Origin of the sequence: Billgrantia gudaonensis, assembly GCF_900100195.1 — a bacterium.
GTDB classification, from domain to species: Bacteria; Pseudomonadota; Gammaproteobacteria; order Pseudomonadales; family Halomonadaceae; genus Halomonas; species Halomonas gudaonensis.
Window position 1 is genome coordinate 26982 of record NZ_FNES01000011.1, and the last position, 21280, is coordinate 48261.

A 21280-nucleotide genomic window follows, 5' to 3' on the forward strand; every position below is an offset into this window, starting at 1 on the left:
ATTCTAGATAATCGAATGCAGTATCTCGCGAGCACCCAGCCTAACACGAATCGTCAGTGGTACTCGATGTGAGGTACACCAGCGATGCCCCCTGGCGTTAGGTTGAATTTGCACTTCGTGAGTCAAGATTCAGCTTGTATTCAGGCCATGAGGCTATGCTGGTAGATAAGAGAGCACGCTTGGCTATTCGCTAACCCGCTGGCGTAGCGTCGAACGGTTCATAGAAGCTTGAAGGTCGCGAGGAAATTGCCATGATTGCGTACCCACAGATCGATCCAGTGGCATTCTCCCTCGGACCGGTACAGCTACATTGGTATGGCCTAATGTACGTGGTGGGGCTGACGGCCGCATGGTGGCTGGGGCGGCGGCGAGCGCACCGCCTCGGCCTGACCCACGATGATATCGGTGACCTGATCTTCTATGGCGCTCTGGGCGTCATCATCGGCGGCCGCCTGGGCTTCGTGTTGTTCTATGGGCTCGATCAGCTCCTGACCAACCCCTTGTGGCTGTTCATGGTCTGGGAAGGGGGCATGAGTTTCCATGGGGGCCTGGCCGGCGTACTGATCGCCGCGTGGCTGTTCGCTCGCCGTCACCGCCTGGCCTACCTTCAGCTGACCGATTTCATCGCCCCGCTGGTGCCGATCGGTCTGGGGGCAGGGCGTCTGGGCAACTTCATCAATCACGAGTTGCCGGGGAGGGCCAGCGAAGTGCCCTGGGCGATGATCTTCCCTCCCATGCTGGGCTTGGGGCCTGAACCCCGACATCCATCAGCACTCTACGAGTTTGTCCTGGAGGGTGTGGTGCTGTTTGTCGTGTTGTGGTGGGTGTCACGGAAACCGCAAACTCAAGGGCTTATCTCGGGTCTATTCCTGCTTCTGTATGGCACCTTCCGTTTCATCGTGGAGTTTGTGCGCTTACCCGATCCTCAATTGGGCTTCATCGCCTTTGATTGGCTCACTATGGGACAGTTGTTGACGGTACCAATGTTGGCAGCAGGTGCGTTCCTGGTCACCACTGCATGTCGTAGTCAGCGAACCATGGTTGCTACATCGGACCGATAAGCAAGACAAGTGATATGAGGTATGTCGATAATATTGGAAGAACGTTAACGATATTACAGTACGAGGAGAATTCTCATGGCACACAGAGAGCATCGGTTGGGAGTTTCTGAAACGACCTTGGTGAACCGACACTTAAAGCTTGATTCCAGCGATCTGGATGCGGTGAAAGCGGCTGTTGCAGATATTGATGAGCTATACGGGCTAGACAGTGTTTCGTTCGATGAGCAGAAACGAAAGCTTCACCTGGCCTATGATGCCTCACGTCTCTGCCTCGACTGCGTCGAAGATATTCTCGACAAATATGCGGTCGAAATCAGTCGTGGTTGGTGGAACCGCTTCAAGGAGGAGCATTATCGATTTGTCGATCAGAATGTGAAGGACAACGCCAAGAAGGAGCCTTGGAGCTGCCATTGAATGGTAGTCATAACCGCGCATGGGCTAGCCTTGAGGTGAACACTGCATGAAGCTACGCTTACTCCGCTCGGCGCCGGAGCTTCATGTAGCGCTCTTTGCCTTTCTGCTGAATCTTCCCTGGGAGTTTCTTCAGGTTCCGTTGTATGCGGGCATGCCTGTGATGCCACATTGGGAAGCTGTGCAGGCTTGTACCCAGGCAGCCCTTGGCGATGTATTGATCACGTTGATGGCGTATTGGTCGGTGGCCGTATGGCATCGACGTCGTGACTGGCTTCGGGGCTATGGGGCCAAGGAGTGCCTGGGCTTCGTGCTGGTGGGCGTCGGTATCACGGTGGCGATGGAGTGGCACGCTACGTTATTCAGTCAACGGTGGGAGTATGCACCGCTAATGCCCCGTGTGCCGTGGTTGGGCACCGGCCTCTCGCCGTTACTCCAATGGTTGATCTTGCCACCGCTGATACTGTGGATGGCGCGTCGTCATCGGCTAGGTTCGGAGGTTGTATCCAAAGAAAATATTTGACTATTGGGTTGCACATAGGTTCTACACTTTGATTCTGTCGTGTTGAATTACGCGCTACTATTCGTCATCGGGCGAGTCTCAGAATGTCAAGAGGGCTTTCCTTTCGGTAGGGTCTGGTTTCATTCACCCATGAGAGAGATGATGCAGTCAATGGATAGAACGCCACAGTACAAGCAGAATAGCCTCTCGCTGGTCGGTGCGATTGCCTTAGGGACCGGGGTCATGATTGGCGCTGGTATTTTTGCTTTGACGGGACAGATGGCCGAGATGACGGGAGAGCTTTTCCCGTTAGCCTTCTTGTCAGCGGCTCTAATCGTCTCTTTCAGTGCTTATTCCTACGTGAAAATGTCCAATGCCTATCCGTCAGCTGGTGGTATTGGCATGTACCTCAACAAGGCTTATGGACCAACTCTGACCACCGCTTTCCATGCGCTTTTAATGTATTTCTCCATGGTGATAGCACAAAGTTTTTTGGCGAGAACGTTTGGGTCCTACACGCTAGAGCTTTTCGATTTTGGGGATAGGTCACTGCTTGTCCCCTTATTGGGTGTTGCGCTGCTGATATCTGCATTTTTACTAAATCTCTCTGCCAACAAGCTGATTCAGGGTGTTGCGTCAGTACTCGGGTTCATAAAAATTGGTGGGATCATCTTGTTCGGGGTCGTCGGTGTCATCATCGCCGACTCGGTCGGCATGGAAACCTCGGCGTCGACGCCCGAGGGATCTCTGTCAGGCTTTCTAGGAGCAACCGCGTTGGGGATCCTGGCCTTCAAGGGGTTCACGACGATCACCAATAGTGGTTCAGAGATAAAAGATCCCCATCGCAACGTCGGCAGGGCGATCATGATCTCGATCGCCCTGTGTGTGGTGATCTATGCGTTGGTGGGCTTCGCTGTCGCCAGTAATCTGTCGTTGAGCGAGATAATCGAAACGAAAGATTATTCGTTGGCGGCTGCTGCCCGTCCTGCGCTGGGGGAGGCCGCCGTCTGGTTCACCGTCATTCTCGCCATGCTGGCCACCGCGGGTGGTATCATTGCCAGTATATTTGCGGTATCACGCATGTTGGCAATGCTGACGGAAATGAAGCTGGTGCCACATCGCCACTTTCATATGCCAGGCAGTATCCAGAAGCATACCTTGGTCTATACGGTCGTGCTTGGCTTGATCTTAACGGCATTCTTTGACCTCAGTCGTATCGCTGCGCTTGGAATCATTTTCTATTTGATTATGGATATAGGTATTCATTGGGGGGTATTGCGTCATCTGCGTAATGAAGTTGGTGCAAGCGCAACGGTGCTAGTGATTGCTATACTCCTGGATGTAGCCGTGTTGGTAGGCTTTCTTTGGGTCAAGGCTACGACAGATTATTTAGTGCTAATCGTCGCAACGATTGTCATGGCGGCTATCTTGATTGCCGAGCGACTCTTTTTGTCTCGTAACGGCGCTTCTAGTTCAAACGATAATACTCATTCTCATTAACTATTAAGGATAAGGATCATGGAGGTTCGGACCTTTGGTGACCTGATTGACTGGACACGGCAGCTGCATGAGCATTTGGCGCGCTGTCTTTCTCACTGTGCCGATCATAATGAAGAAGAGCGTGCCAAGATGCTCCTTAATTATCTGGCAGCTCATGAGCATGAGATGGAGTATGTTGTTGGTGAGTTAAAGAGTAGAGCGGACCCCAAAGCATTGAATACCTATGTATATGATTATCTGGAACACAGGCCGATCCGGACGCATCGGACCTGTGATGCACCCTATGCTGCGCTGGGTTTCAATGAAATCTGTCGGGAGATTTTCGACTTCCATGATCAAGTGACGGATCTCTATCGTAACTTGGTTGGCAAGGCGGAGATTCCTGAAGCAAGGGAGTTGCTTGAATCCCTTCTTGAGCTGGAACAGCATGAAGCGATGCGCCTTGTTCGGCAGACTGGGAGGATGGACGATCTGTAAGAAAATGATGTCTGGATCTGTTATAACTGCCTGATCGCCACCCTCGGCATAACATCTGTCCTGACTGTTCCTAATGTAACGTACCAGAACGGCATCGGCATTGCGTGTCTGGCATCGATGCCGATTGTCCTGTTTTTTATGGGTATACGGATTTAATGGTTGATGGGGCACCTTCACCCCATCAATCTGATACCACCCTCAGATGGTTGATAGATCGACTCCGTAGTTGAATTCCTCTGCGAAGTCCGGCAGTCCGTAACCGATGGTTTTCTTGTAGAAAGGAGAGACCTTCGCAGTCGGTGCCTTCTTCTTGTGCTTCGTGGTGTAGAGCATTCGTGCCCGCATCACCTCGAAGGAGTAACCGCGCCCTTCACGGTTCTTGTCCTTGGCCAGTCGGTTGATGGACTCCGTGTAAGCGTTGGTGACGGGCATGTCCGTCTCGAAGTAGGTCATGGTCTCTTCGCGCCAGTTTCCCACTGCCCTGACCAGATCGCTCCAGACTTCCTTTTGGCCCTTCGGGATGGTGGCTATCCACTCGTCCAGGGCGGCTTCTGCCTGGAGCCGTGTGGTGGCGTCCCAGATGCCGTAGAAGCGCTCCTTGTGCTCGTAGGCGGCCAGCAGTTGCGGGAACGCGCCTGTCCAGGTCTCCATGATGAGGCGCTCCCGGTCTGAGACTTCGTGAGCGCGTTTCAGCAGGATTTTCCGGTCTCCCTTGAGAGTCCGGCTCTGGGACGGTTTCAGCTCCTTTCTGAGGCCCTTGCGCACTCTCTCTAGGGCATCGTTGGCCATGCGCACCACATGGAACTTATCGACCACGATACGGGCCTGGGGCAGCACAGCCTTGACCGCTGCCCGGTAGGGGTTCCACATGTCCATGCTGACGATCTCGACCTTCTGCCGGTCTTTCAGCTTCATCAGGTAGTTGGTCACCACGTTCTGGCGGCGGGTGGCCAGCAGGTCGAGCAGGGTTCGCTCCTCAATGTTGGTCAGAATGCAGCGGTAGCGCTTGTTCAGGTATAGCTCGTCAATGCCCAGGATGCGGGGCGTCTCGAAGCGGTGCCAGCGCCCCAGGAACTCGGCGCGGGCGTTGAAGATGTCGCGCACCGTCTTCTCGTCCAGGCCGGTCTGTGCCGCCACAAAGGTGTAGGGGTGGTTGAAGGATTCCTTCTCCACGTACTCATGCAGCCGCAGTGTCATACGGAATCCGTCCACCATCTCCGGTAGCTGGGGCCTGAATGTTGTCTTGCAGGCCCGGCAGGTGTATCGGCGGCGGACCACCCAGAGAGTGACCCGCTTGCCGTGGATGGGCAGATCACGATAGGGAACGTCACGCTTGCCGAACCGTACGAACTCACCCTGCACGCCGCATTCCTCGCAGGCGATGGGATCGGGCACGTCCACCTGGAAGTGCATTTCGTCGTCGGTTGATTTGCAGCCCAGTACTTGGTATTGCGGCAGGTGAAGGATGTTGTCGGGAAGTTCGGTCATGGTGTTGTATAGGCGTAGGTGTCAGTCAGATCCATCCGGCTCGGCATTGGTGTTTGCTTTTTTACCCAACAAGCTGCTGGAAACGAAAAGTAAGGCACCGAGGACAATTGCAATATCAGCCAGGTTGAAGGCCGGCCAATGCCAGTCTCGCCAATAGAAATCAAAGGAATCCACAACATAGCCGCGAAAGACCCGGTCAATCAGGTTGCCCATGGCGCCACCGAGGATAAGACTGTAAGCGATGGCTTCTCCTTTATGACGATTTTCAAGGATCAGCTTGATCAGAAAAATCGAGACCACTACCGCGATTCCGATAAAAAAGTAGCGCTGCCAGCCTCCACCATTCGCAAAAAGACTGAATGCGGCACCGGTGTTCCATAGGTGCACCCAGTTAAAGAACGGGGTCACCGAAACATACTCGCCATAGGCCATTGATTGCTGCACCAGCCACTTTACAGCCTGATCAGACGCTGCCAGCAGGCCCGATATGGACAATAGGGCATATGGCGAGAGCTTTTTGCCAATAATGAGCATTATTTAACCCTTCAACGCCAAAATGCGTCTGGCACCGTTAAGTACAATGCCCCCCGCGATGGTGCCGATAATCAGATCCGGATAATTGGAACCGGTCCACGCGACCAGGGCGCCGGCGGTGATGACCCCCAGGTTGATCACCACGTCGTTGGCCGAGAATATCCAGCTTGCCTTCATGTGCGCCCCGCCTTCCCGATGTTTGGATATGAGCAGCAGACAACTGGTATTGGCAATCAATGCGACGAATGCGATAGCCATCATCACCAGCGATTCAGGCTCACTACCGAATACAAAGCGTCTCACCACCTCTACGAGCACGCCCACAGCCAAGATCAGTTGCAGTACACCAGCAAGATGCGCGGCACGTACCTGCATTTTCACGCTATGTCCAACCGCATAAAGGGCAAGCCCGTACACCGCCGCATCGGCAAAATTGTCCAGGGATTCTCCAATCAGGCCGGTGGACTGGGCGATCAGACCGGCAGTCATTTCCACCACGAACAGAAGTGCATTGATGCCGAGCAACCAGCGCAGGGTCCCGGATTCTTGCTTAGCAGAAGCTGCCGAAAACTCGGCGGCCTTGATGGTCTCCGGATTTGCAGCGACGGTTTCCTGAAGCGAGGCGCCTAGCCCCAAGGTCTTCAGTTTCGAGGTGACGGGCTCGACCTCGCCGTCATGCACGACCTTCAGCCGGCGGTTCGACAAGTCGAAGGACAGCGCCCGAATCTCCTCAAAGCCGTTCAGGGCTAGGCGAATCATTCGTTCTTCTGATGGACAGTCCATCTTCGGCACGGCATAAACACTGACCCATCTCCCTGGCGCCTCGGAGGAGGCCTGTATATCGGTATCCGCTGCGGACGTTGCATCACCGCCACAGGCGCCACCACAGGATTTGCTCATGATACGACTCCACTTGAACAATGTTGTGGTACCATTTAAAACTATAAAGCTACTATAAGGTCAATAGAGTAAAGAATCCGTTGGGGAGGAGGCTGATGCGCATTGGTCAGTTGGCGCAGTTGGTAGGGGTCGAAACACAGACGATCCGCTTCTATGAACAGCAGGGCTTGTTGCCGCCGCCTGATCGGCAGGACAACGGTTACCGTGTCTATACCGAGAAGCATGGTGAGGGGCTGGCCTTCATCCGTCGCTGCAGAATCCTGGGCCTGTCACTGGCTGAGATTCACGAACTACAGAGCTATCAGGACGACCCTCATCAGCCTTGTACCGCCGTCAACGCCTTGCTCGATGATCACATCTCTCATGTGCGGTCGCAGATAACCGCTCTGCAAGCGCTTGAGAAACAACTCGTTTCACTGAGAGCGAGTTGCAACGATGACCGGGAAGTTGAGGCGTGTGGGGTTCTTGCTGGAATTAGCGAAGGAAACATGCACCAGCAGTAGGTGAAGCATCAACCAGATAATCCGATGAGATGCCGGTCTGTCTCACTCTCATGCAAAGGTAAGATCAACCATTTAATCCGCTTACCCTTTTTTATATCTGCTATTCATCTCGGTCGCGCTGATCATGCCCGACATGACGGTGCATCAGGAAGTGCATGCCGAGACAGAGGGCCAGGGGCAGCAGCAGCCAGGCGCCGCTGCTCAGTGATTGCCCGCCCCACATGAACAGCAGCACGGCGCCTCCCATCAGCACCACGCAGGCGGTCATCATCCATTTATGGAGTGCCGCGGTAGGGGAAGACGGCTCTTTCTGTGATTCGGCCTCTCCCGAGGGGGGCTTGGTGGATTCTGGTCGTTTCATGAGCGGTCGCCTTTGGCTTGGACCGATGGGGTGGCAGTGGAAGGCTCTCCGCGGGGCTGCTCACGGGCGTAACGCCGCTTGAGCAGCAGCGAGTTGCCGATCACCGAGAGGGAGCTGGTGGTCATGGCGATGACGCCGATCATCGGGTGCAACAGGCCGATGGCGGCGATGGGGATGGCGGCCACGTTATAGGCGCTGGCCCAGATCAGGTTCTGGACGATCTTGCCGAAGGTGGCACGCGAGAGGTGCATGGCGTCCACCACGGCGGTGAGCTCGCCGCGTACCAGGGTCACGTCCGCCGCCTCGATGGCCACGTCGGCCCCGGCACCGATGGCGATGCCCACGTTGGCCTGCTTCAGTGCTGCGGCGTCGTTGATGCCGTCGCCGACCATGGCCACGTGGTTGCCGTGTTGTTCCTGCAGCGCGCGGATGGCATCAACCTTGCCTTCCGGCAGCACGCCGGCCTGGACCTCGTCGATGCCCACCTCGTCGGCCACGGCGCGGGCGGCGCGTTCATTGTCGCCGGTGATCATCACCACGTGCAGACCGAGATCATGCATGCCGCGGATGGCCTCCACCGACTCCTGCTTGAGGGTGTCGGCCACTGCCCCCAAGCCGAGCGCCTGGCCGTCGGCGGCGACGATCACCACGGTGCGGCCCTTGCCCTCGAGCTCGCCCATGGCGTCATCCAGGGCCTCGAGGCCGGTCACGCCTTCCTCTTCCAGCAACCGGCGATTGCCGATCAGCACGCTTTCGTTGCCGACCCGGCCCGACACGCCACGGGCGCCGGTGGAGCGGAACTCGCTGACCTCGCCGGGTTTCACATCGCGCTCCCGGGCACCATCGACGATAGCCCGGGCGATGGGGTGCTCCGAGGCGTTCTCCACGCTCGCCGCCAGGGTGAGCAGGCGGTTTTCGTCGGCGCCTTCGGCGACGACGGCCTCGGTGAGTTTTGGTTCGCCGCGGGTGATGGTGCCGGTCTTGTCGAGCACCATCACTTTGACGTCCTTGAAGGTCTGGATCGCTTCGCCGGAGCGGATCAGGATGCCACGCTCGGCACCGATGCCGGAGCCGACCATCAGCGCCGTGGGGGTGGCCAGGCCCAGCGCGCATGGACAGGCGATGACTAGCACTGCGATGGCGGCGAGAATCGCCAGCACCGGCGTGGCGGCCTCGGGGTTCACCCAGGGCAGGAAGGTCGCACCCCAGTCGAGGATCGGTCGCAGGGCATCCGGGAATAGCGCCCAGGCCACCAGGCTGGCCAGAGCGATGGCCAGCACCGCCGGTACGAAGCGACCGGTCATGCGATCGGCGAATTCCTGGATCGGTACCCGCGAGCCCTGAGCCTGGTCGATCAGCCGCACCACTTGGGAGAGGAAGGTATCGCCGCCGACGCGGGTCGCCTTGACCCGCAAGCGTCCCTCCTTGTTGATGGTGGCACCGATCACGCTGTCCCCGGTGCTCTTGTAGACCGGTATCGACTCGCCGGTGGCGATGGACTCGTCGAGATGGCTCTCGCCCTCGACCACCTCGCCGTCGGTGGGGATCTTGTCGCCGGGGCGCACGACCATGATGTCGCCCGGGGCCAGCTCCTTCACCGCCACCTCGACTTCCTCGCCATCGCGCTCGACGCGTGCTGTCTTGGCACCCAGGGTCATTAGGCGGCGGATGGCCTGGGAGGCGCGTCCCTTGGCGAGTGCCTCCAGGTAACGGCCCAGCAGGTGGAAGGTCATGATGGTGGCGGCCATCTCGATGAATGAGGTCATGGGGTAGACGAAGCCGACTAGGCCGATCAAGTAGGGCGGCAGGCTGCCCATGGAGATCAGCACGTCCATGTTGAAGGTGCCGTTCTTCAGCGAGCGCCAGGTCGACTTGTGGGTGGCGATACCGCCATAGAGAAACACCACCGGGAAGGCCAGCACGGCGATGATGGCCAGGTAGCCGGGAATCGGCTGCCAGAACATGTGCGGCATCATCAGCAGCATGATCAGGGTGGTGGGTACCGCAGCGATGATCAGCCGCTTGCGGGCCTGGGAAAGATAGGCCTCCTCGATCTCGGCGTCGCTGTCGGCATCCTCCGCCTCGTCGGCCTGCACGGCGGCCACCTCATAGCCGGCCCCTTCCACGGCGCGCTTGAGCGCATCGCCATCGGGGCCATCGGCGGCAATACTCACAGAGACGCGATGGCTGGCGATATTGGTGTCGATTGATTCGATACCCTCGAGCCGCTCCAGGGTACTGCGGATGATGCCGGCGCAGTGGTCCGAGCCCATGCCGGGAACGGTCAGGCGGACCTGTTGCATGCCGGTACCACCACTGACGGCGGCCACGTCATAGCCGGCGCCTTCGACGGCTTCCTTCAAGGTGTCGCCGTCGGGCCCGCCTGCTTCGATGGTCACGCTGACATGGTGGTTGGCGATATTGGTCTGGATCTCGCCCACGCCATCGAGGCGTTCCAGCGTCTTGCGCACGATGCCGGCACAGTGGTCACTGCCCATGCCGGGGACCGTCAGGGTGATCGTGTTGGGGGGCGAATCGCTCATCGCTTGTCTCCTGCGGGCGTTGCCGAGTGGACGGCCAACCATGGCCGTCCTGTTGCCTGAGTCTGTGACACTCCCGGTCAGTGATGGGCCTCGTGGTCCTCGGGGTCGACGTCACCCTCGGGGGTGGCCTGCTGAAGCTGCTGGCGTTGCTCGTCGGTGAGCAGGTCGTTCATGGTATTTTCCAGACGCACCCTCTCGGCCATCATCTCGCCGTGAAGCTCGGCCATCCGACCGTGCAGGGCCTGGACCTCCTCAGGATCGGGGCGCTCGCCGCGCATCTCCGCCATCAGGTCCTCGCGTAGGTTCATCAGGCGGCCCATGCGCTCGAACTGGGCGGGGCGATGCTCCTGCATCAGCGCGCGCATCTCGTCGTGCTGCTCCGGGTCGAGCACCTCCCGCATCATGCCCATGCCGGCGCCTCCCATCATCGGGCAGGTCATCATCCCGCCACCCATCATGCCTTTCATCATGCCGGGCCCCATGCCGCCCTGGCCGCCACTCATCATTCCCCCCATCATGCCGGGCCCCATGTCGCCCTGGCCGCCGCCCATCATTCCGCCCATCATGTCAGGGCCCATGCCGCCTTGGCCGCCGCTGCCGCCCGTCATGCCGCTACCCTGATTGGGCTGATTGGTCGGCATGCTCTGGGCGAGAGCGATGCCGCTACCACTGGCACCGAGTGCCAGGGCGAGTCCGAGAGCGAGAGTATGCTTGCGAATTTCCATGATCCTTCTCCTAGCGAGCTGTTGGGCCCATTCAGGCCCTTTGCTGACATTATTCGGCTACGTGCTGCACAGAGGTCAATCCCATGTAACAGTGACTAGGTGTGAGGAGAATTACCCAGGGCTCAGGATCTGAAACGTTGTGTCAGCAGATAGACGGGAACCGGAGAAGGGTCGGGCAGAGCTTGCGGGACACCGCTGCTGGCGAGTATCCGAGGTGCCGGGTCCATACCGCCCAAGGAGGGAGGAACGGTAGCGAATTTGATGTCCTGCTGCGTCACGTGCGGCAGGGCACCGACGAGAGAACTCGTATCATGGCCATGGTGGCAGCTGGGGGCCTCCTGGGGAGCCTCGAGGTGTTGCCCGGCTAGGGGGCTGCCCTGGAGGAAGGCAGTCTCGTGGTGGGCGTGGGACTGAATCGCAACCAGGAATAGACCCAGTAGCATCAGTGCGACTATACCGATACGCAGGCACGACAAGGCGTGGGCAAGACTGAGGCGGCGTGTCGGTGGGCTCTTGGCCATGGTGGCAGACAACTTGACGAGAAACGGCTCCCTCACCTTAGACCAGTGATACTACCTGTCCATTGATATGCATCAAGATCGAAGAAAGCAGGAGGCGTGTGTGCAGAATCAGGTTGCCAAATCCTGTTTCCGCCATGAAATACTGTCATTAATTCTGACGCGGTGCGTGTTTAACCAGTGCTATCACTCGAGGATGATAGTGAACAAAGAATGTAAGGATGGCGGTAACGAAAAGCACGATCGCAAGCCCCCAGTATGTGCCGAGCGCGCTGCCAGCGAACAGCAATCCGGCGCCCGCAGACCCCACGGCTTGCCCAAGGCTGGCCAAGGCGGTCTGCTTGCCCAGCGCCGCACCCTGTGCCGGCCCGCTGGCCAGGGAGACCTGATAGGCCAGTAGCGGAACCAGCAGCCCTGATCCCGCGCCAAGTAGCCCGACCACGACGAATGCCCCCCAGAAGTTCGAAGCATACGGGAGGCCAAGAATGCCTACGGCCATCAACAGGAAGGACCCGCCGATCAGATGGCTGGGAGAGAGGCGTTTCGGTGGGTATGCCGACCACAGAAGTTGCGCCGCCAGCATCACCAGGCTGCACTCCGTGAACAGCAACCCGACCCTGAAGGGGTCGAGACCAATAGACTGCCTCGCCTGCAGGCTGAGCCCCACCTCAAAGGCCCCCAGGCCGAGCATCGCCAGCAGCGTCAGCGTCAGGAAGCCACCGATTGCTCGAGTCGAGTCCGGCTCGGAGGCATGCGTGTCGGAAGGCGGGCGGTGAGCCGGCTGTTCGCGGACGTGATGGTAGATCAACAGCCACACTGCACCAGCGAATCCCGCCGTGACCACGAAGGGCCATGCCACTGGCCCGCCGAGGACCATGTCGGATTGAGGCATCACCATGGGAATGCTGGCGAGCCAGCCGCTAAGCATGGGGCCGGACAAGAAGCCCAAGGTGGCGGCGGCACTGAGCCAGGCAAAACGCCGTGCACGGCGCGTTGGGTCGTCACACTCGGCCGCCTGCGCCAACGCCACCGGGATCACCGCTGCCGCAAAGGCGCCGGCAAGGGCCCGTACCCCATAGGCGAGTGGCAGGTTTCGAGTCAGGCTGAAGCCCAGCATGGCCAGTGCAAACCCTGCCAGCCCCCATAGCAGGATGGGCCGACGGCCCAGGCGGTCGGAGAGACTTCCCCATAGTGGGGCAAAGCCGAACAAGGCCAGCGTATACACCCCCGTCAGCAGCCCGGTGTGAAGCGATACGTCCCCGGGGGTAGTCACTGCCAGCACCCGGTCGAGGAACAGCGGCAGAATCGGCAGCACCGTACCGTAGCCGAGGAAGACGACTAAGGTGGCGGCGAGCAGAGCCGTGAAGCCGGCTCCTGATTTGCTGAGGACCCCCGCCATTAGTGAAAGACCATGCTGGCGATATCAAAGCCGGCATCGACTTGGAATATCTCACCGTTAACACCAGTGACATAGTCGCTGGCTAGCACCGCCGTCCGTGCCGCTTTTACGGAGGCAACGCGGAGCAGGTAACCGTTCCGAGCCCGCTGCACCAAGTCATCGAGCGTTGCAATAGGCACTGGCGTTGCCGTCTGGGTCATGTCACTTCTCGGGTGGATGCTATCTAGGTTGATAGGTTCCGCTCGCAATCGGCAGCAAGAGTGCTGTCTTAACGCGGGGCCAGAGATATCTGGTGGCCTATCCCATTAAGTGGTATGTCGTGCTGGATATTGAGAGTGATTGGGTCGATTACCCAGAGCTTGCTTTCCTCGCTACTGGTGACAAGCAACCGACCATCAGTTGGAGCCACTGCCAGATGGTAGGGGGCCGGGGGCAGGTCGATACTTTGCCGAGTCCCGTCGTCGAGTGTGATCCTGACAAGCCGGTCGTCACCTTGGCTCGTCGCGTACAGCGTCTGCCCATCTGGGCTCAAGCCGACGCCATGGGGGGCTTTGCCCACTGTATATTCACCCGCCACGGTGCCGGTAGACAGATCGAGTGCAACGACGCGCCCGGCCGAATCATCATTGACGTAGAGCCGGTCATTGTCGGGTGATAGGACCATGTGCCCCAGGCTGCCGCCGATCCGCATGTTGCGTTCAACGAACCAGTTCTGGGTATCGATCTCACTGACCGTCCCATTCCCCGTGTTGCTGACCAACAGCGATTGGCCGTCTTCAGTTTCGGTGACGTAGTTCGGGGCCGGTCCGGTGGCCACTGTCGCGACAACCTGGCCGGAATTTAGCGAAACGATACTGATGCCACCCCCCATGGGATGAGTGGAGACGGCATAGCGACCATCGGCCGTCACCAACACATGGTGAACCGGGCTGGGGACTTCCAGCTTTCGCACGATGGAATGGGTGGTCGTATCCACTACATACAGTAGGCCGGTGCTTTGCTCATCCGCCGGGGCCTTCCCGCTCCCACCGTGATGTGCCGCATGTTCGTCTTCCGTCATGCCCTCCGGACGACTGACATTTTCCTCGGTATCGCGCGGCGTGAGGCTGCCGGCAACCAGATACTTACCGTCCGGTGTTAATGCCGAGCCGTGCGTATTAATGGTATCCGGTATGGTGGCAGTCATCTGGTAGCTCTCCAGGTCGATCACGCCGACGGCATCTGCCAAGCCCATCGGCACGAAGGCGTGATTACCAGACGCCATCGCAGTGATCGATGCTCCCATCATCACACCCGCCACCATGGAGTTGAGCCATGGCCGTATTGATTTGCGTTTCATGCTTTACTTCCTTATCTTTGCTGAAATACGCCGTAAGAGCGCAGGGCTATGGGTTCGCTGTCGACACGGTCGTTGGTGATTTAGTCCTGGGGCGGCATAGTTTTGATGAGACGAATCTCACTGGGTCACTTTACCCTTGTGCCACGAAACGACACGCCCAAACGCCACGCCTTAGAGTTCCTCGAACCCCATCTCAAAAAGGCTGTCGCGAGTGGCGGCGACGTAGCGAATTCATTACCACCGTGACTTTCATTGTGCCGGCTTTCTCGCCTTTCCTCCGATTACCGTGAGATGGATGTTCATGTCGGTGAAGGTGCTGAGCTATGGAGTCGCCTGCCTCGCCTTGATGTCTTGAATCAACTTGTTGGCTGGGTCATCATGGGTTTAAAGATTATGTTTTTATTCCCCGTAGTAATATAAGTGGGTGAGGCCGAATGGAGTAAATCTGGGCAACACATGATATTTCGATCAGACGTCAAGTCTGTTTGACGACATTGATTATAGCTGTGCAAGCTGAAATGAAGCTGAAGATGCAGATGCAGTTCAGCGGTGCTCGCTTCTCGGGCCATTGAGTAGTTCGCCGAAGTGCTCGATGCCGGAGGCGGCCTTGGCACGCAGCTTGTCGAGGCTCTTATTGGGCATCGCCTTCACCATGGCCATGCAGTAGCCCCCCCCCGGGGGCGATGGCCGCGACGCAGGTATTGTGGCGGGCGAAGTCCTTGGCCCAGGTGGCGCCCATCGCATCCCCCCGGATCGGTTACTCGGCCGTCAATAGCATCTTGATGGCCTGCTCCTTCGATGCCCGGGAAAACACGTCGTAGGCCTTCTCGATGTCGTCGAGCTTGAAGCGGTGGGTCACCAAACCTGCGGGCTCGACGCCACCGGCCTCGACGATGCGCATTAGCACCGGGGTCGTGTTGGTGTTCACTAGGCCAGTACGCACCGTGACATTCTTGATCCAGAGATCCTGCAGGCGGAACTCGACGCTCTTGCCGTGCACGCCGATATTGGCGATATGCCCCCCCGGGCGCACGATGCGCTGGCAGATATCGAAGGTCTCGGGGATTCCCACTGCTTCCATGGCGACGTCCACGCCTTCGCCACCGGTCAGCTCGTCGATAGCGTCGAGTGGATCCCGGGCGATGGTGTCGGTGGCGCCGAGCTGCTTGGCCATGGCCAGACGGTTCTCGTCGGGGTCGATCATGATAATCCGTGCGGGAGAATAGAAGCGCGAGGTCATCAGGGCCGCCAGGCCGATGGGCCCCGCGCCGACAATGGCCACCGTGTCGCCGAGCCCTACCTCGCCGTTCAAGGCGCCGATCTCATGGCCGGTAGGCAGAATGTCACTGAGCATCACCGCCGCGGCGCGGTCCATGTCCTTAGGCAAGCGGTGCAGGCTGTTGTCCGCGTGCGGGATACGCACGTACTCGGCTTGGGTGCCGTCGATCAGATGACCGAGGATCCAGCCGCCGTCGCGGCAGTGGGCATAGAGACCCCGCTTGCAATAGTCGCAGCGGCCACAGGAGGTGATGCAGGAAATCAGCACCTCATCGCCGACCTGAATATGGCTGACGCCGTCGCCGACTTCCTCGACGACGCCGACGCCCTCGTGGCCGAGGGTACGACCATCCTCCACGGCGGGCACGTCGCCCTTGAGGATGTGCAAGTCGGTGCCGCAGATAGTGGTATGGGTGATGCGCACTACCGCGTCCGTGGGCTTGGTCATGCTCGGGCGCGGCTTTTCCTCCCAGCGTCGCTGGCCCGGTCCGTGATAGACGAGTGCTTTCATGATGTTACCTCATTGAGTGGCACAGCTCGGCAGCTCATGGAGAGCTACGCATTCGGGTCAATTCGCGGTTACAGTTGCACCGCTTCCTCTAGCAGGCCCGCAGGACGGGCTCATTACTCCAGTACATAACGCCCTGGCGCTTCGTCCAGCGCTGGATAGCCTCTGGTCACCCCCGGCTCCCGAGCGGGTATGCGCTGGGTACTGTGACCTTCCAGCCAGCCCTGCCAGCAGGGCCACCAGGAGCCGTCATGATGCGCGGCAGTGGCCTGCCAGCCATCCGGATCCATGAAGGGGTCCTCAGCCTGGATGGTCGAGATCTGGTGGAAGCGGCGGGAATCACCGGGCGGGTTGACGATGCCGGCGTTGTGCCCGCCGCTGGAGAGCACGAAGGTGACGTCCGCCGGCGTCAGCCACTGGACCTTGTAGACGGAGCGCCAGGGGGCGACATGATCCTTGAGCGTGCTGACGGCGAACACGGGAATCTCGATGTCGGTCAGCGATACGGGCCGTCCGTCCACCCGGTAGCGCCCACCGGCGAGGTCGTTGTCGAGGAACAGCCACCGGAGGTACTCGCTGTGCATGCGCGCCGGCATGCGGGTGCCGTCGGCGTTCCAGGCCATCAGGTCGAACATGGGCGGACGTTCGCCGGCGAGATAACTGCGCACCATCCTCGACCAGATCAGGTCCTGGGAACGCAGCAGCTGGAAGGCGCCGGCCATCTGCCGGGTGTCCAGATAGCCCCTGACGGCCATGAGGTCCTCGAGGAAACGCACCTGATCCTCGTCGATGAACAGCATCAGCTCACCGGCCTCGCTGAAGTCGGTCTGCGCGGCGAGCAGCGTCAGGCTGGCCAGGCGATTGTCACCGTCCCGGCCCATGGCGGCCGCGGCAATCGACAGCAGCGTCCCGCCCAGGCAATAGCCCACGCCGTGGACACGCTGCTGCGGGCAGATGGCCGTGACCGCGTCGAGGGCCGCCATGACCCCCAGCCGCCGGTAGTCGGCCATGCCCAGGTCCCGCTCCTCGCTGCCCGGGTTCTTCCAGGACACGACGAACACCGTATGGCCCTGCGCCACCAGGTAGCGAACCAGGGAGTTTTCCGGGGAGAGGTCCAGGATGTAGTACTTCATGATCCAGGCCGGCACGATCAGCACCGGCTCGACATGGACCTCCTGGGTGGCGGGCGCGTACTGGATCAGCTCGATGAGCCGGTTGCGGTAGACCACCTTGCCCGGCGTCACCGCCACGTCTCGGCCGACCCGGTATGCTTCGACGCCCACAGGCCCCTCGCCGGCCTGCCGGCGGCGCCAGTCCTCCAGAAGATTACTGGCGCCGCGGGCCAGGTTGGCGCCACCCTCGCGCCGAGTCTGCTCCAGCAATTCGGGGTTGGTGGCGAGGAAGTTCGACGGCGAGAAGACGTCGAGTATCTGTCGTGCACCGAAGTTCACCATCGCCTCATGGTGGCGCGAGACACCCGGTACACCGGTGGTGGCTGCATGCCACCACTGCTGCTGCAGCAGGAAACCCTGATAGAGCACGTTGAAAGGCCAGCGCTGCCAGGCCTCGCCGCGAAAGCGCTTGTCCTGGGGTAACGGCTCGATGCAGGGCTCGCACGGTGCCCGGCAAGCCTGCTCCCAGTAACCGCCGAAGCGTTGCCACTTACGCAGGGCCTTGCCGGCGAGTTCGGCCTGCTTGTCGGGCGACAGGAGCAGATGTTGCGCCCAGTCCCACCAGGCCTGCTGGACGGCGGTCGGCGACAGCCCACCCGTGAAGAGGCTCGCCATGGCGTGCAGGCGCTGATCGGTCGACGTCGCCGGTGGGCTCGCTGCCGGCCCGTCGATGTTGGTTCGGGTCGTGGTGTCCATCAGCGCACCTCCATGGGGCGGCAGGCCGACTCGGGTTGCGGGGAACAGCAGAAGGTGGGTTCCGCTTCGGTAGGAGAGGGCACGGGCAGGCGGATCCCCGCACGGTACATCAGCGCCGCCACGGCCAGTCCGGCCAGGCGTGCCTCGGGAGGGTCGGCCCGGGAACTCAGTACCACCGGTACCGTCAGCCCCATGACCACCCCGGCCGCCGTGGCGCCGGCATGGTACTCGAGGTTCTTGGCCAACACGTTGCCGGACACCAGATCCGGCATGAGCAGGATGTCGGCTTTCCCCGCCACCGGGGAGTCTATGCCCTTTTCGTGGGCCGCGCGTTCCGAGATGGCGTTGTCGAAGGCCAGCGGCCCGTCGACCTCGGCGCCGGCGATCTGGCCGCGGCGGGCCATCAACGTCAGGCAGGCCGCATCCAGGGTGGAGACGATGGCCGGTTTGACCGTTTCCACGGCGGAAATGACCGCGGCGCGTGGCCGCTCGAGCCCGATCATGTGCATCAGCTCGATGGCGTTGTGCAGGATCTGCGCCTTGGCGTCGAGATCCGGCACGATGTTCACGGCCGCATCGGTCACGGCCAGCAGGCGTGGGTAGTCGGGCACGTCCACCAGAAAGACGTGGCTCACGCGCCGGCCGGGCTGTCGCAGGCCATTGCCCAGCAGGGCATGCATGAAGGTATCGGTGTGGAGGTGCCCTTTCATCAGCGCCTCCGCGCGTCCGGCCTGCACGAGCTCCACCCCGATGCGGGCGGCCTCCACATCCGAATCGGCCTCGATCATCGCTTGCGGATCGAGGTCCCACTCGATCGCCGCGGCGGCCTCGACGATCTCGGTGGGACGGCCGATGAGCACCGGCTCGGCGATGCCCAGCCTCGCCGCCTCGCGAAGCGTCTCCAGCACGGCGGCCTGGGCCGCGTTGACCACGGCGACGCGGATCGGGTTACCGCCACCGGCTCGCTGAATCAGATCATCGAGCGTCGCAAGGGCCACTGGCGTTGCCGTCTGGGTCATGTCACCTCCTGGGTGTTGGTTAATGTGCGCTGCACGTGCCGGGCGATCATCCGTTCTTCATTAGTGGCTACGACCTCTGCTTAGACGGCCCTGTAGCGTCGACATCTATAGATCCCGAGCCCGGTTGATCTGCTGGGACAGACGCATCGCCTCGTGTTCCTCCAGCTTCAATAGCTCGCGAACGAGATCCCGAGCCTCGGGGATGTCGGCGCGTCCTTCCAGGTAGCGGTATAGCGCGATGACCTGATCGTGCAGCGAGAAGACTTCCCGGCTGATGTCTTCGAAGCCCATCTCGGCATAGGGCAAATTGCACGCCTGATGGGGTTTGATGGGCGCATGCGACAGATAATCGTAGACCCAGGTGTTTAGGGCCTTGGGGTCGGCCTGCTTCTCGAAGCTGGCCACGGTGTGCTCCAGGACCGCCTCGTGATCGGCGAGATACTCCAGCAGTGATTTGGCCCGTGCCTCCTCCTGCCGGGTGGCACAGTGCCTGAAGCACTCGGCCAACTGGGCATGCAGCTGGCGAGTCCAGTCGATCAGGTCATGAAAGGTCTCGATCTTCATTTATTGCTCTCCATTAGTGGGTTGCTCTATAGGTATTGGCTGTAAACCGGGTCGGCTTCGACTGGGTCACTCGTTCTCGCTCCACCATCCCCCGCCGTAGAGGCTGCGAAACCCCATCTCGTACATGCTGTCGCGGGTCGTGCCGGCAAGCTCCAGCGTCGAGGCGATAGAGTCGCTCAACAGCGTCTCCCATTGCCGATAGGGGGTGTCACTATCGATCGGCGCCGGTGCGGTCTCTACCATCTCGGCCAGCCACTTCACACCGGTCATCCAGGGGGAGAAGCGTTCCGAGTACATCAGCCGGCTGGTCCGCGCCGGATGCAGTTGACGCAGCACCTCGGCTGACCAGGGGGTGGTGTAAAACCGCACCCAGGGCCCGACGAAGGTCTCGTAGAGGGCCACATTGTGCTCGGAGAGCGCTCGCACCCCTTCGAACGCCGGGGCCTGGTCGGGAAAGTTCAGGTCTTCCACGCGGCGCTCCTCGAAGCGCACCTGGAACTGGGGCTTGTGACAGTCGGGGTCGCCGGTGGGGTTGTCGATGCGCATCTCGTAGAGGCCAGGGGCCAGGTCATTCAGATTGCCGACGCTCTCGAGGATCGCTCGGTGCTCGAGGCGCGCCACCTTGGAGGAGACGAAGATGCCCAGATGCCCGACGTGGGGATTGAGCAGGTAGACGATACGCTGGTCGGCGGCCTTGAGTGCCGCGGTATCGGGATAGACCGCGGGGATCCAGTTGAGCGCCTGATGGGGCGGGGTGATGTTGTCGCCGCCGGAGGCGAAGATCACCAGGGGGTTGCGGATGCGCTTGAGGTCGACGCTACAGCCGGGGCAGACCTCGAGCTCGCCACGCTCCAGCTTGTTGCCGACGAAAAGGTTCTCGACGATGGCAACGATCTCCTCTTTGCTCAGGCTATAGAAGCCCGTCCACCAGCGCTCGAACTCGAGGAAGCGTTCGCGCTGGCCGTCGATGTCGGCGAACAGCTGATAGTCCTTCTGCCACAGGGTATTCGCAGGCTTGAGGGCTTCGAAGTTGGTGGCGAGGTTCGCACCGTCGAAGCGCCCGTCTCCCAGGTCGGCCATCAGGTGCGTCAGCCAGGCACCGCCAAGCAGGCCGCCGGCGAGGCGCATGGGATTGACGCCGGATTCGCCGGACCAGTAGGAGAGCGGCGAGCCGTTCAGCACCGCCGGCCCGACCAGACCCTCGCAGTCGGCGGAGAGCAGCGCGATGGCCCAGCCCGCCTGGCAGTTACCGTAGAGCACCGGCGGCTGGCCGGGGTGGCGCTCGGCCAGCGTCTCGACGAAGCGGCGCAGGACGTGCAGCACGTCCTCCAGTGTCTGGCCGGGGACGGGCTCGGGGAAGAAGATCACGAAGTAGACCGGGTGTCCCTCGTGGAGCGCCATGCCCACCTCGGAGTCGCGCTTGAAGCCGCCGATGCCTGGGCCGTGGCCGGCACGCGGGTCGACGATCATCACTGGCGGCCTAGTCTCGTCGAGGCAGTCCTCCAGGCAGTCCTCGCCGACCCGGGTGATGCGCAGCAGGGCATAGTTGGCGGGGCGCGCCAGTCGACGGCCATCCACGAGCATCTCGTAATCGAAGTCGAGCAGTGGCGGCTTGCCCGCCTGCTCATGCTCGAGCATGTTGTCCGCGCGCTCACGCAGCGTGTCCAGGTAGCGTACGCCGCGTCGCCACAGGTCGGTCTGATAGGCGAGTAGCTCCGTGGCCGGGTGGCTCGGGAGGGTGCCTTCTTCGGGCTCGGGTGCGGTCATCGGGGCGTCCATCTC

20 protein-coding genes are annotated in these 21280 nt (G+C 60.5%); 6 read left to right on the forward strand and 14 right to left on the reverse strand.

The annotated features are described in order from the left end of the window. Positions 1-251 precede the first annotated feature (251 nt). The 5 genes from lgt (at position 252) to BLP96_RS13215 (ending at position 3951) form a co-directional block, all read left to right on the forward strand. Positions 252-1061, forward strand: a complete 810-nt coding sequence (gene lgt / locus BLP96_RS13195; RefSeq protein WP_089686930.1) for a prolipoprotein diacylglyceryl transferase — start codon at positions 252-254, stop codon at positions 1059-1061. Between the two features lie 75 nt (positions 1062-1136). Then, positions 1137-1475, forward strand: a complete 339-nt coding sequence (locus BLP96_RS13200; RefSeq protein ID WP_089686933.1) for a hypothetical protein — start codon at positions 1137-1139, stop codon at positions 1473-1475. Between the two features lie 46 nt (positions 1476-1521). Further along, positions 1522-1995 carry a hypothetical protein gene (locus tag BLP96_RS13205; RefSeq protein WP_089686935.1) on the forward strand — a complete coding sequence of 158 codons (474 nt, stop codon included), beginning with the start codon at positions 1522-1524 and terminating at the stop codon, positions 1993-1995. Positions 1996-2133: 138 nt separating this feature from the next. Then, positions 2134-3474, forward strand: a complete 1341-nt coding sequence (locus BLP96_RS13210) for an APC family permease (RefSeq protein WP_089686938.1) — start codon at positions 2134-2136, stop codon at positions 3472-3474. An 18-nt stretch (positions 3475-3492) separates the two neighbouring features. Further along, positions 3493-3951: a hypothetical protein gene (locus BLP96_RS13215; protein ID WP_023007325.1), complete on the forward strand. Its 459-nt coding sequence runs from the start codon at positions 3493-3495 to the stop codon at positions 3949-3951. A gap of 198 nt (positions 3952-4149) precedes the next feature. Here BLP96_RS13215 and BLP96_RS13225 read toward each other — a convergent pair whose 3' ends face one another. From BLP96_RS13225 to BLP96_RS13235, 3 genes are read right to left on the reverse strand one after another with little or no spacing between them, the layout of a single operon-like run. Beyond that, on the reverse strand, positions 4150-5439 hold the full coding sequence (locus tag BLP96_RS13225; RefSeq protein ID WP_089686940.1) for an ISL3-like element ISPpu12 family transposase: 1290 nt from the start codon (positions 5437-5439) through the stop codon (positions 4150-4152). Between the two features lie 21 nt (positions 5440-5460). After that, positions 5461-5973 carry a signal peptidase II gene (gene lspA / locus BLP96_RS13230; RefSeq protein ID WP_004863699.1) on the reverse strand — a complete coding sequence of 171 codons (513 nt, stop codon included), beginning with the start codon at positions 5971-5973 and terminating at the stop codon, positions 5461-5463. A gap of 3 nt (positions 5974-5976) precedes the next feature. Further along, positions 5977-6873, reverse strand: a complete 897-nt coding sequence (locus BLP96_RS13235) for a cation efflux transmembrane domain-containing protein (RefSeq protein ID WP_004574643.1) — start codon at positions 6871-6873, stop codon at positions 5977-5979. 95 nt (positions 6874-6968) lie between these two features. Here BLP96_RS13235 and cadR point away from each other — a divergent pair, with 95 nt between their 5' ends. Beyond that, positions 6969-7376: a Cd(II)/Pb(II)-responsive transcriptional regulator gene (cadR, locus tag BLP96_RS13240; protein WP_004364961.1), complete on the forward strand. Its 408-nt coding sequence runs from the start codon at positions 6969-6971 to the stop codon at positions 7374-7376. Between the two features lie 100 nt (positions 7377-7476). On the opposite strand, the gene BLP96_RS20235 is transcribed toward cadR, so the two are convergent. The 11 genes from BLP96_RS20235 to BLP96_RS13300 all read right to left on the reverse strand — a co-directional run bounded on the left by BLP96_RS20235 (position 7477) and on the right by BLP96_RS13300 (position 21265). Then, positions 7477-7737, reverse strand: coding sequence for a DUF2933 domain-containing protein (locus BLP96_RS20235; protein ID WP_058577548.1), 261 nt, complete (start codon positions 7735-7737; stop codon positions 7477-7479). Next, a complete protein-coding gene (locus BLP96_RS13250; RefSeq protein WP_089686942.1) occupies positions 7734-10280 on the reverse strand; it encodes a heavy metal translocating P-type ATPase in 2547 nt (848 codons plus the stop codon). Before BLP96_RS13250 ends, BLP96_RS20235 begins: the two co-directional genes overlap by 4 nt. A 77-nt stretch (positions 10281-10357) precedes the next feature. Then, a complete protein-coding gene (locus BLP96_RS13255; protein WP_089686944.1) occupies positions 10358-11005 on the reverse strand; it encodes a Spy/CpxP family protein refolding chaperone in 648 nt (215 codons plus the stop codon). Between the two features lie 669 nt (positions 11006-11674). Further along, a complete protein-coding gene (locus tag BLP96_RS13265; protein ID WP_089686948.1) occupies positions 11675-12922 on the reverse strand; it encodes an MFS transporter in 1248 nt (415 codons plus the stop codon). Continuing rightward, entirely contained in the window at positions 12922-13122 is a 201-nt protein-coding gene (locus BLP96_RS13270; RefSeq protein ID WP_089677401.1) for a hypothetical protein, read from the reverse strand. Before BLP96_RS13270 ends, BLP96_RS13265 begins: the two co-directional genes overlap by 1 nt. A gap of 68 nt (positions 13123-13190) precedes the next feature. Next, positions 13191-14261 carry a YncE family protein gene (locus BLP96_RS13275; protein WP_089677402.1) on the reverse strand — a complete coding sequence of 357 codons (1071 nt, stop codon included), beginning with the start codon at positions 14259-14261 and terminating at the stop codon, positions 13191-13193. A gap of 757 nt (positions 14262-15018) precedes the next feature. Next, the gene (locus tag BLP96_RS13280) at positions 15019-16050 is read right to left on the reverse strand and encodes a zinc-dependent alcohol dehydrogenase family protein (RefSeq protein WP_045995012.1); all 1032 of its coding nucleotides are present in this window, start codon (positions 16048-16050) and stop codon (positions 15019-15021) included. 113 nt (positions 16051-16163) lie between these two features. After that, entirely contained in the window at positions 16164-17915 is a 1752-nt protein-coding gene (locus BLP96_RS13285; protein ID WP_089677403.1) for a PHA/PHB synthase family protein, read from the reverse strand. Beyond that, entirely contained in the window at positions 17915-18934 is a 1020-nt protein-coding gene (locus BLP96_RS13290; RefSeq protein WP_089677404.1) for a bifunctional enoyl-CoA hydratase/phosphate acetyltransferase, read from the reverse strand. The genes BLP96_RS13285 and BLP96_RS13290 overlap by 1 nt, the downstream gene beginning before the upstream one ends. A 105-nt stretch (positions 18935-19039) precedes the next feature. Continuing rightward, positions 19040-19498: a hypothetical protein gene (locus BLP96_RS13295; protein WP_043337196.1), complete on the reverse strand. Its 459-nt coding sequence runs from the start codon at positions 19496-19498 to the stop codon at positions 19040-19042. A 66-nt stretch (positions 19499-19564) separates the two neighbouring features. After that, positions 19565-21265 (reverse strand): DUF3141 domain-containing protein, encoded by a 1701-nt coding sequence (locus BLP96_RS13300; protein WP_089677405.1) that lies wholly within the window; start codon positions 21263-21265, stop codon positions 19565-19567. Positions 21266-21280 lie beyond the last annotated feature (15 nt).

Coding starts and splice junctions, on each gene's coding strand:
- lgt (WP_089686930.1), top strand. CDS start 252: ATGATTGCGTACCCACAGATCGATCCAGTGGCATTCTCCCTCGGACCG.
- BLP96_RS13200 (WP_089686933.1), top strand. CDS start 1,137: ATGGCACACAGAGAGCATCGGTTGGGAGTTTCTGAAACGACCTTGGTG.
- BLP96_RS13205 (WP_089686935.1), top strand. CDS start 1,522: ATGAAGCTACGCTTACTCCGCTCGGCGCCGGAGCTTCATGTAGCGCTC.
- BLP96_RS13210 (WP_089686938.1), top strand. CDS start 2,134: ATGATGCAGTCAATGGATAGAACGCCACAGTACAAGCAGAATAGCCTC.
- BLP96_RS13215 (WP_023007325.1), top strand. CDS start 3,493: ATGGAGGTTCGGACCTTTGGTGACCTGATTGACTGGACACGGCAGCTG.
- BLP96_RS13225 (WP_089686940.1), bottom strand. CDS start 5,439: ATGACCGAACTTCCCGACAACATCCTTCACCTGCCGCAATACCAAGTA.
- lspA (WP_004863699.1), bottom strand. CDS start 5,973: ATGCTCATTATTGGCAAAAAGCTCTCGCCATATGCCCTATTGTCCATA.
- BLP96_RS13235 (WP_004574643.1), bottom strand. CDS start 6,873: ATGAGCAAATCCTGTGGTGGCGCCTGTGGCGGTGATGCAACGTCCGCA.
- cadR (WP_004364961.1), top strand. CDS start 6,969: ATGCGCATTGGTCAGTTGGCGCAGTTGGTAGGGGTCGAAACACAGACG.
- BLP96_RS20235 (WP_058577548.1), bottom strand. CDS start 7,737: ATGAAACGACCAGAATCCACCAAGCCCCCCTCGGGAGAGGCCGAATCA.
- BLP96_RS13250 (WP_089686942.1), bottom strand. CDS start 10,280: ATGAGCGATTCGCCCCCCAACACGATCACCCTGACGGTCCCCGGCATG.
- BLP96_RS13255 (WP_089686944.1), bottom strand. CDS start 11,005: ATGGAAATTCGCAAGCATACTCTCGCTCTCGGACTCGCCCTGGCACTC.
- BLP96_RS13265 (WP_089686948.1), bottom strand. CDS start 12,922: ATGGCGGGGGTCCTCAGCAAATCAGGAGCCGGCTTCACGGCTCTGCTC.
- BLP96_RS13270 (WP_089677401.1), bottom strand. CDS start 13,122: ATGACCCAGACGGCAACGCCAGTGCCTATTGCAACGCTCGATGACTTG.
- BLP96_RS13275 (WP_089677402.1), bottom strand. CDS start 14,261: ATGAAACGCAAATCAATACGGCCATGGCTCAACTCCATGGTGGCGGGT.
- BLP96_RS13280 (WP_045995012.1), bottom strand. CDS start 16,050: ATGAAAGCACTCGTCTATCACGGACCGGGCCAGCGACGCTGGGAGGAA.
- BLP96_RS13285 (WP_089677403.1), bottom strand. CDS start 17,915: ATGGACACCACGACCCGAACCAACATCGACGGGCCGGCAGCGAGCCCA.
- BLP96_RS13290 (WP_089677404.1), bottom strand. CDS start 18,934: ATGACCCAGACGGCAACGCCAGTGGCCCTTGCGACGCTCGATGATCTG.
- BLP96_RS13295 (WP_043337196.1), bottom strand. CDS start 19,498: ATGAAGATCGAGACCTTTCATGACCTGATCGACTGGACTCGCCAGCTG.
- BLP96_RS13300 (WP_089677405.1), bottom strand. CDS start 21,265: ATGACCGCACCCGAGCCCGAAGAAGGCACCCTCCCGAGCCACCCGGCC.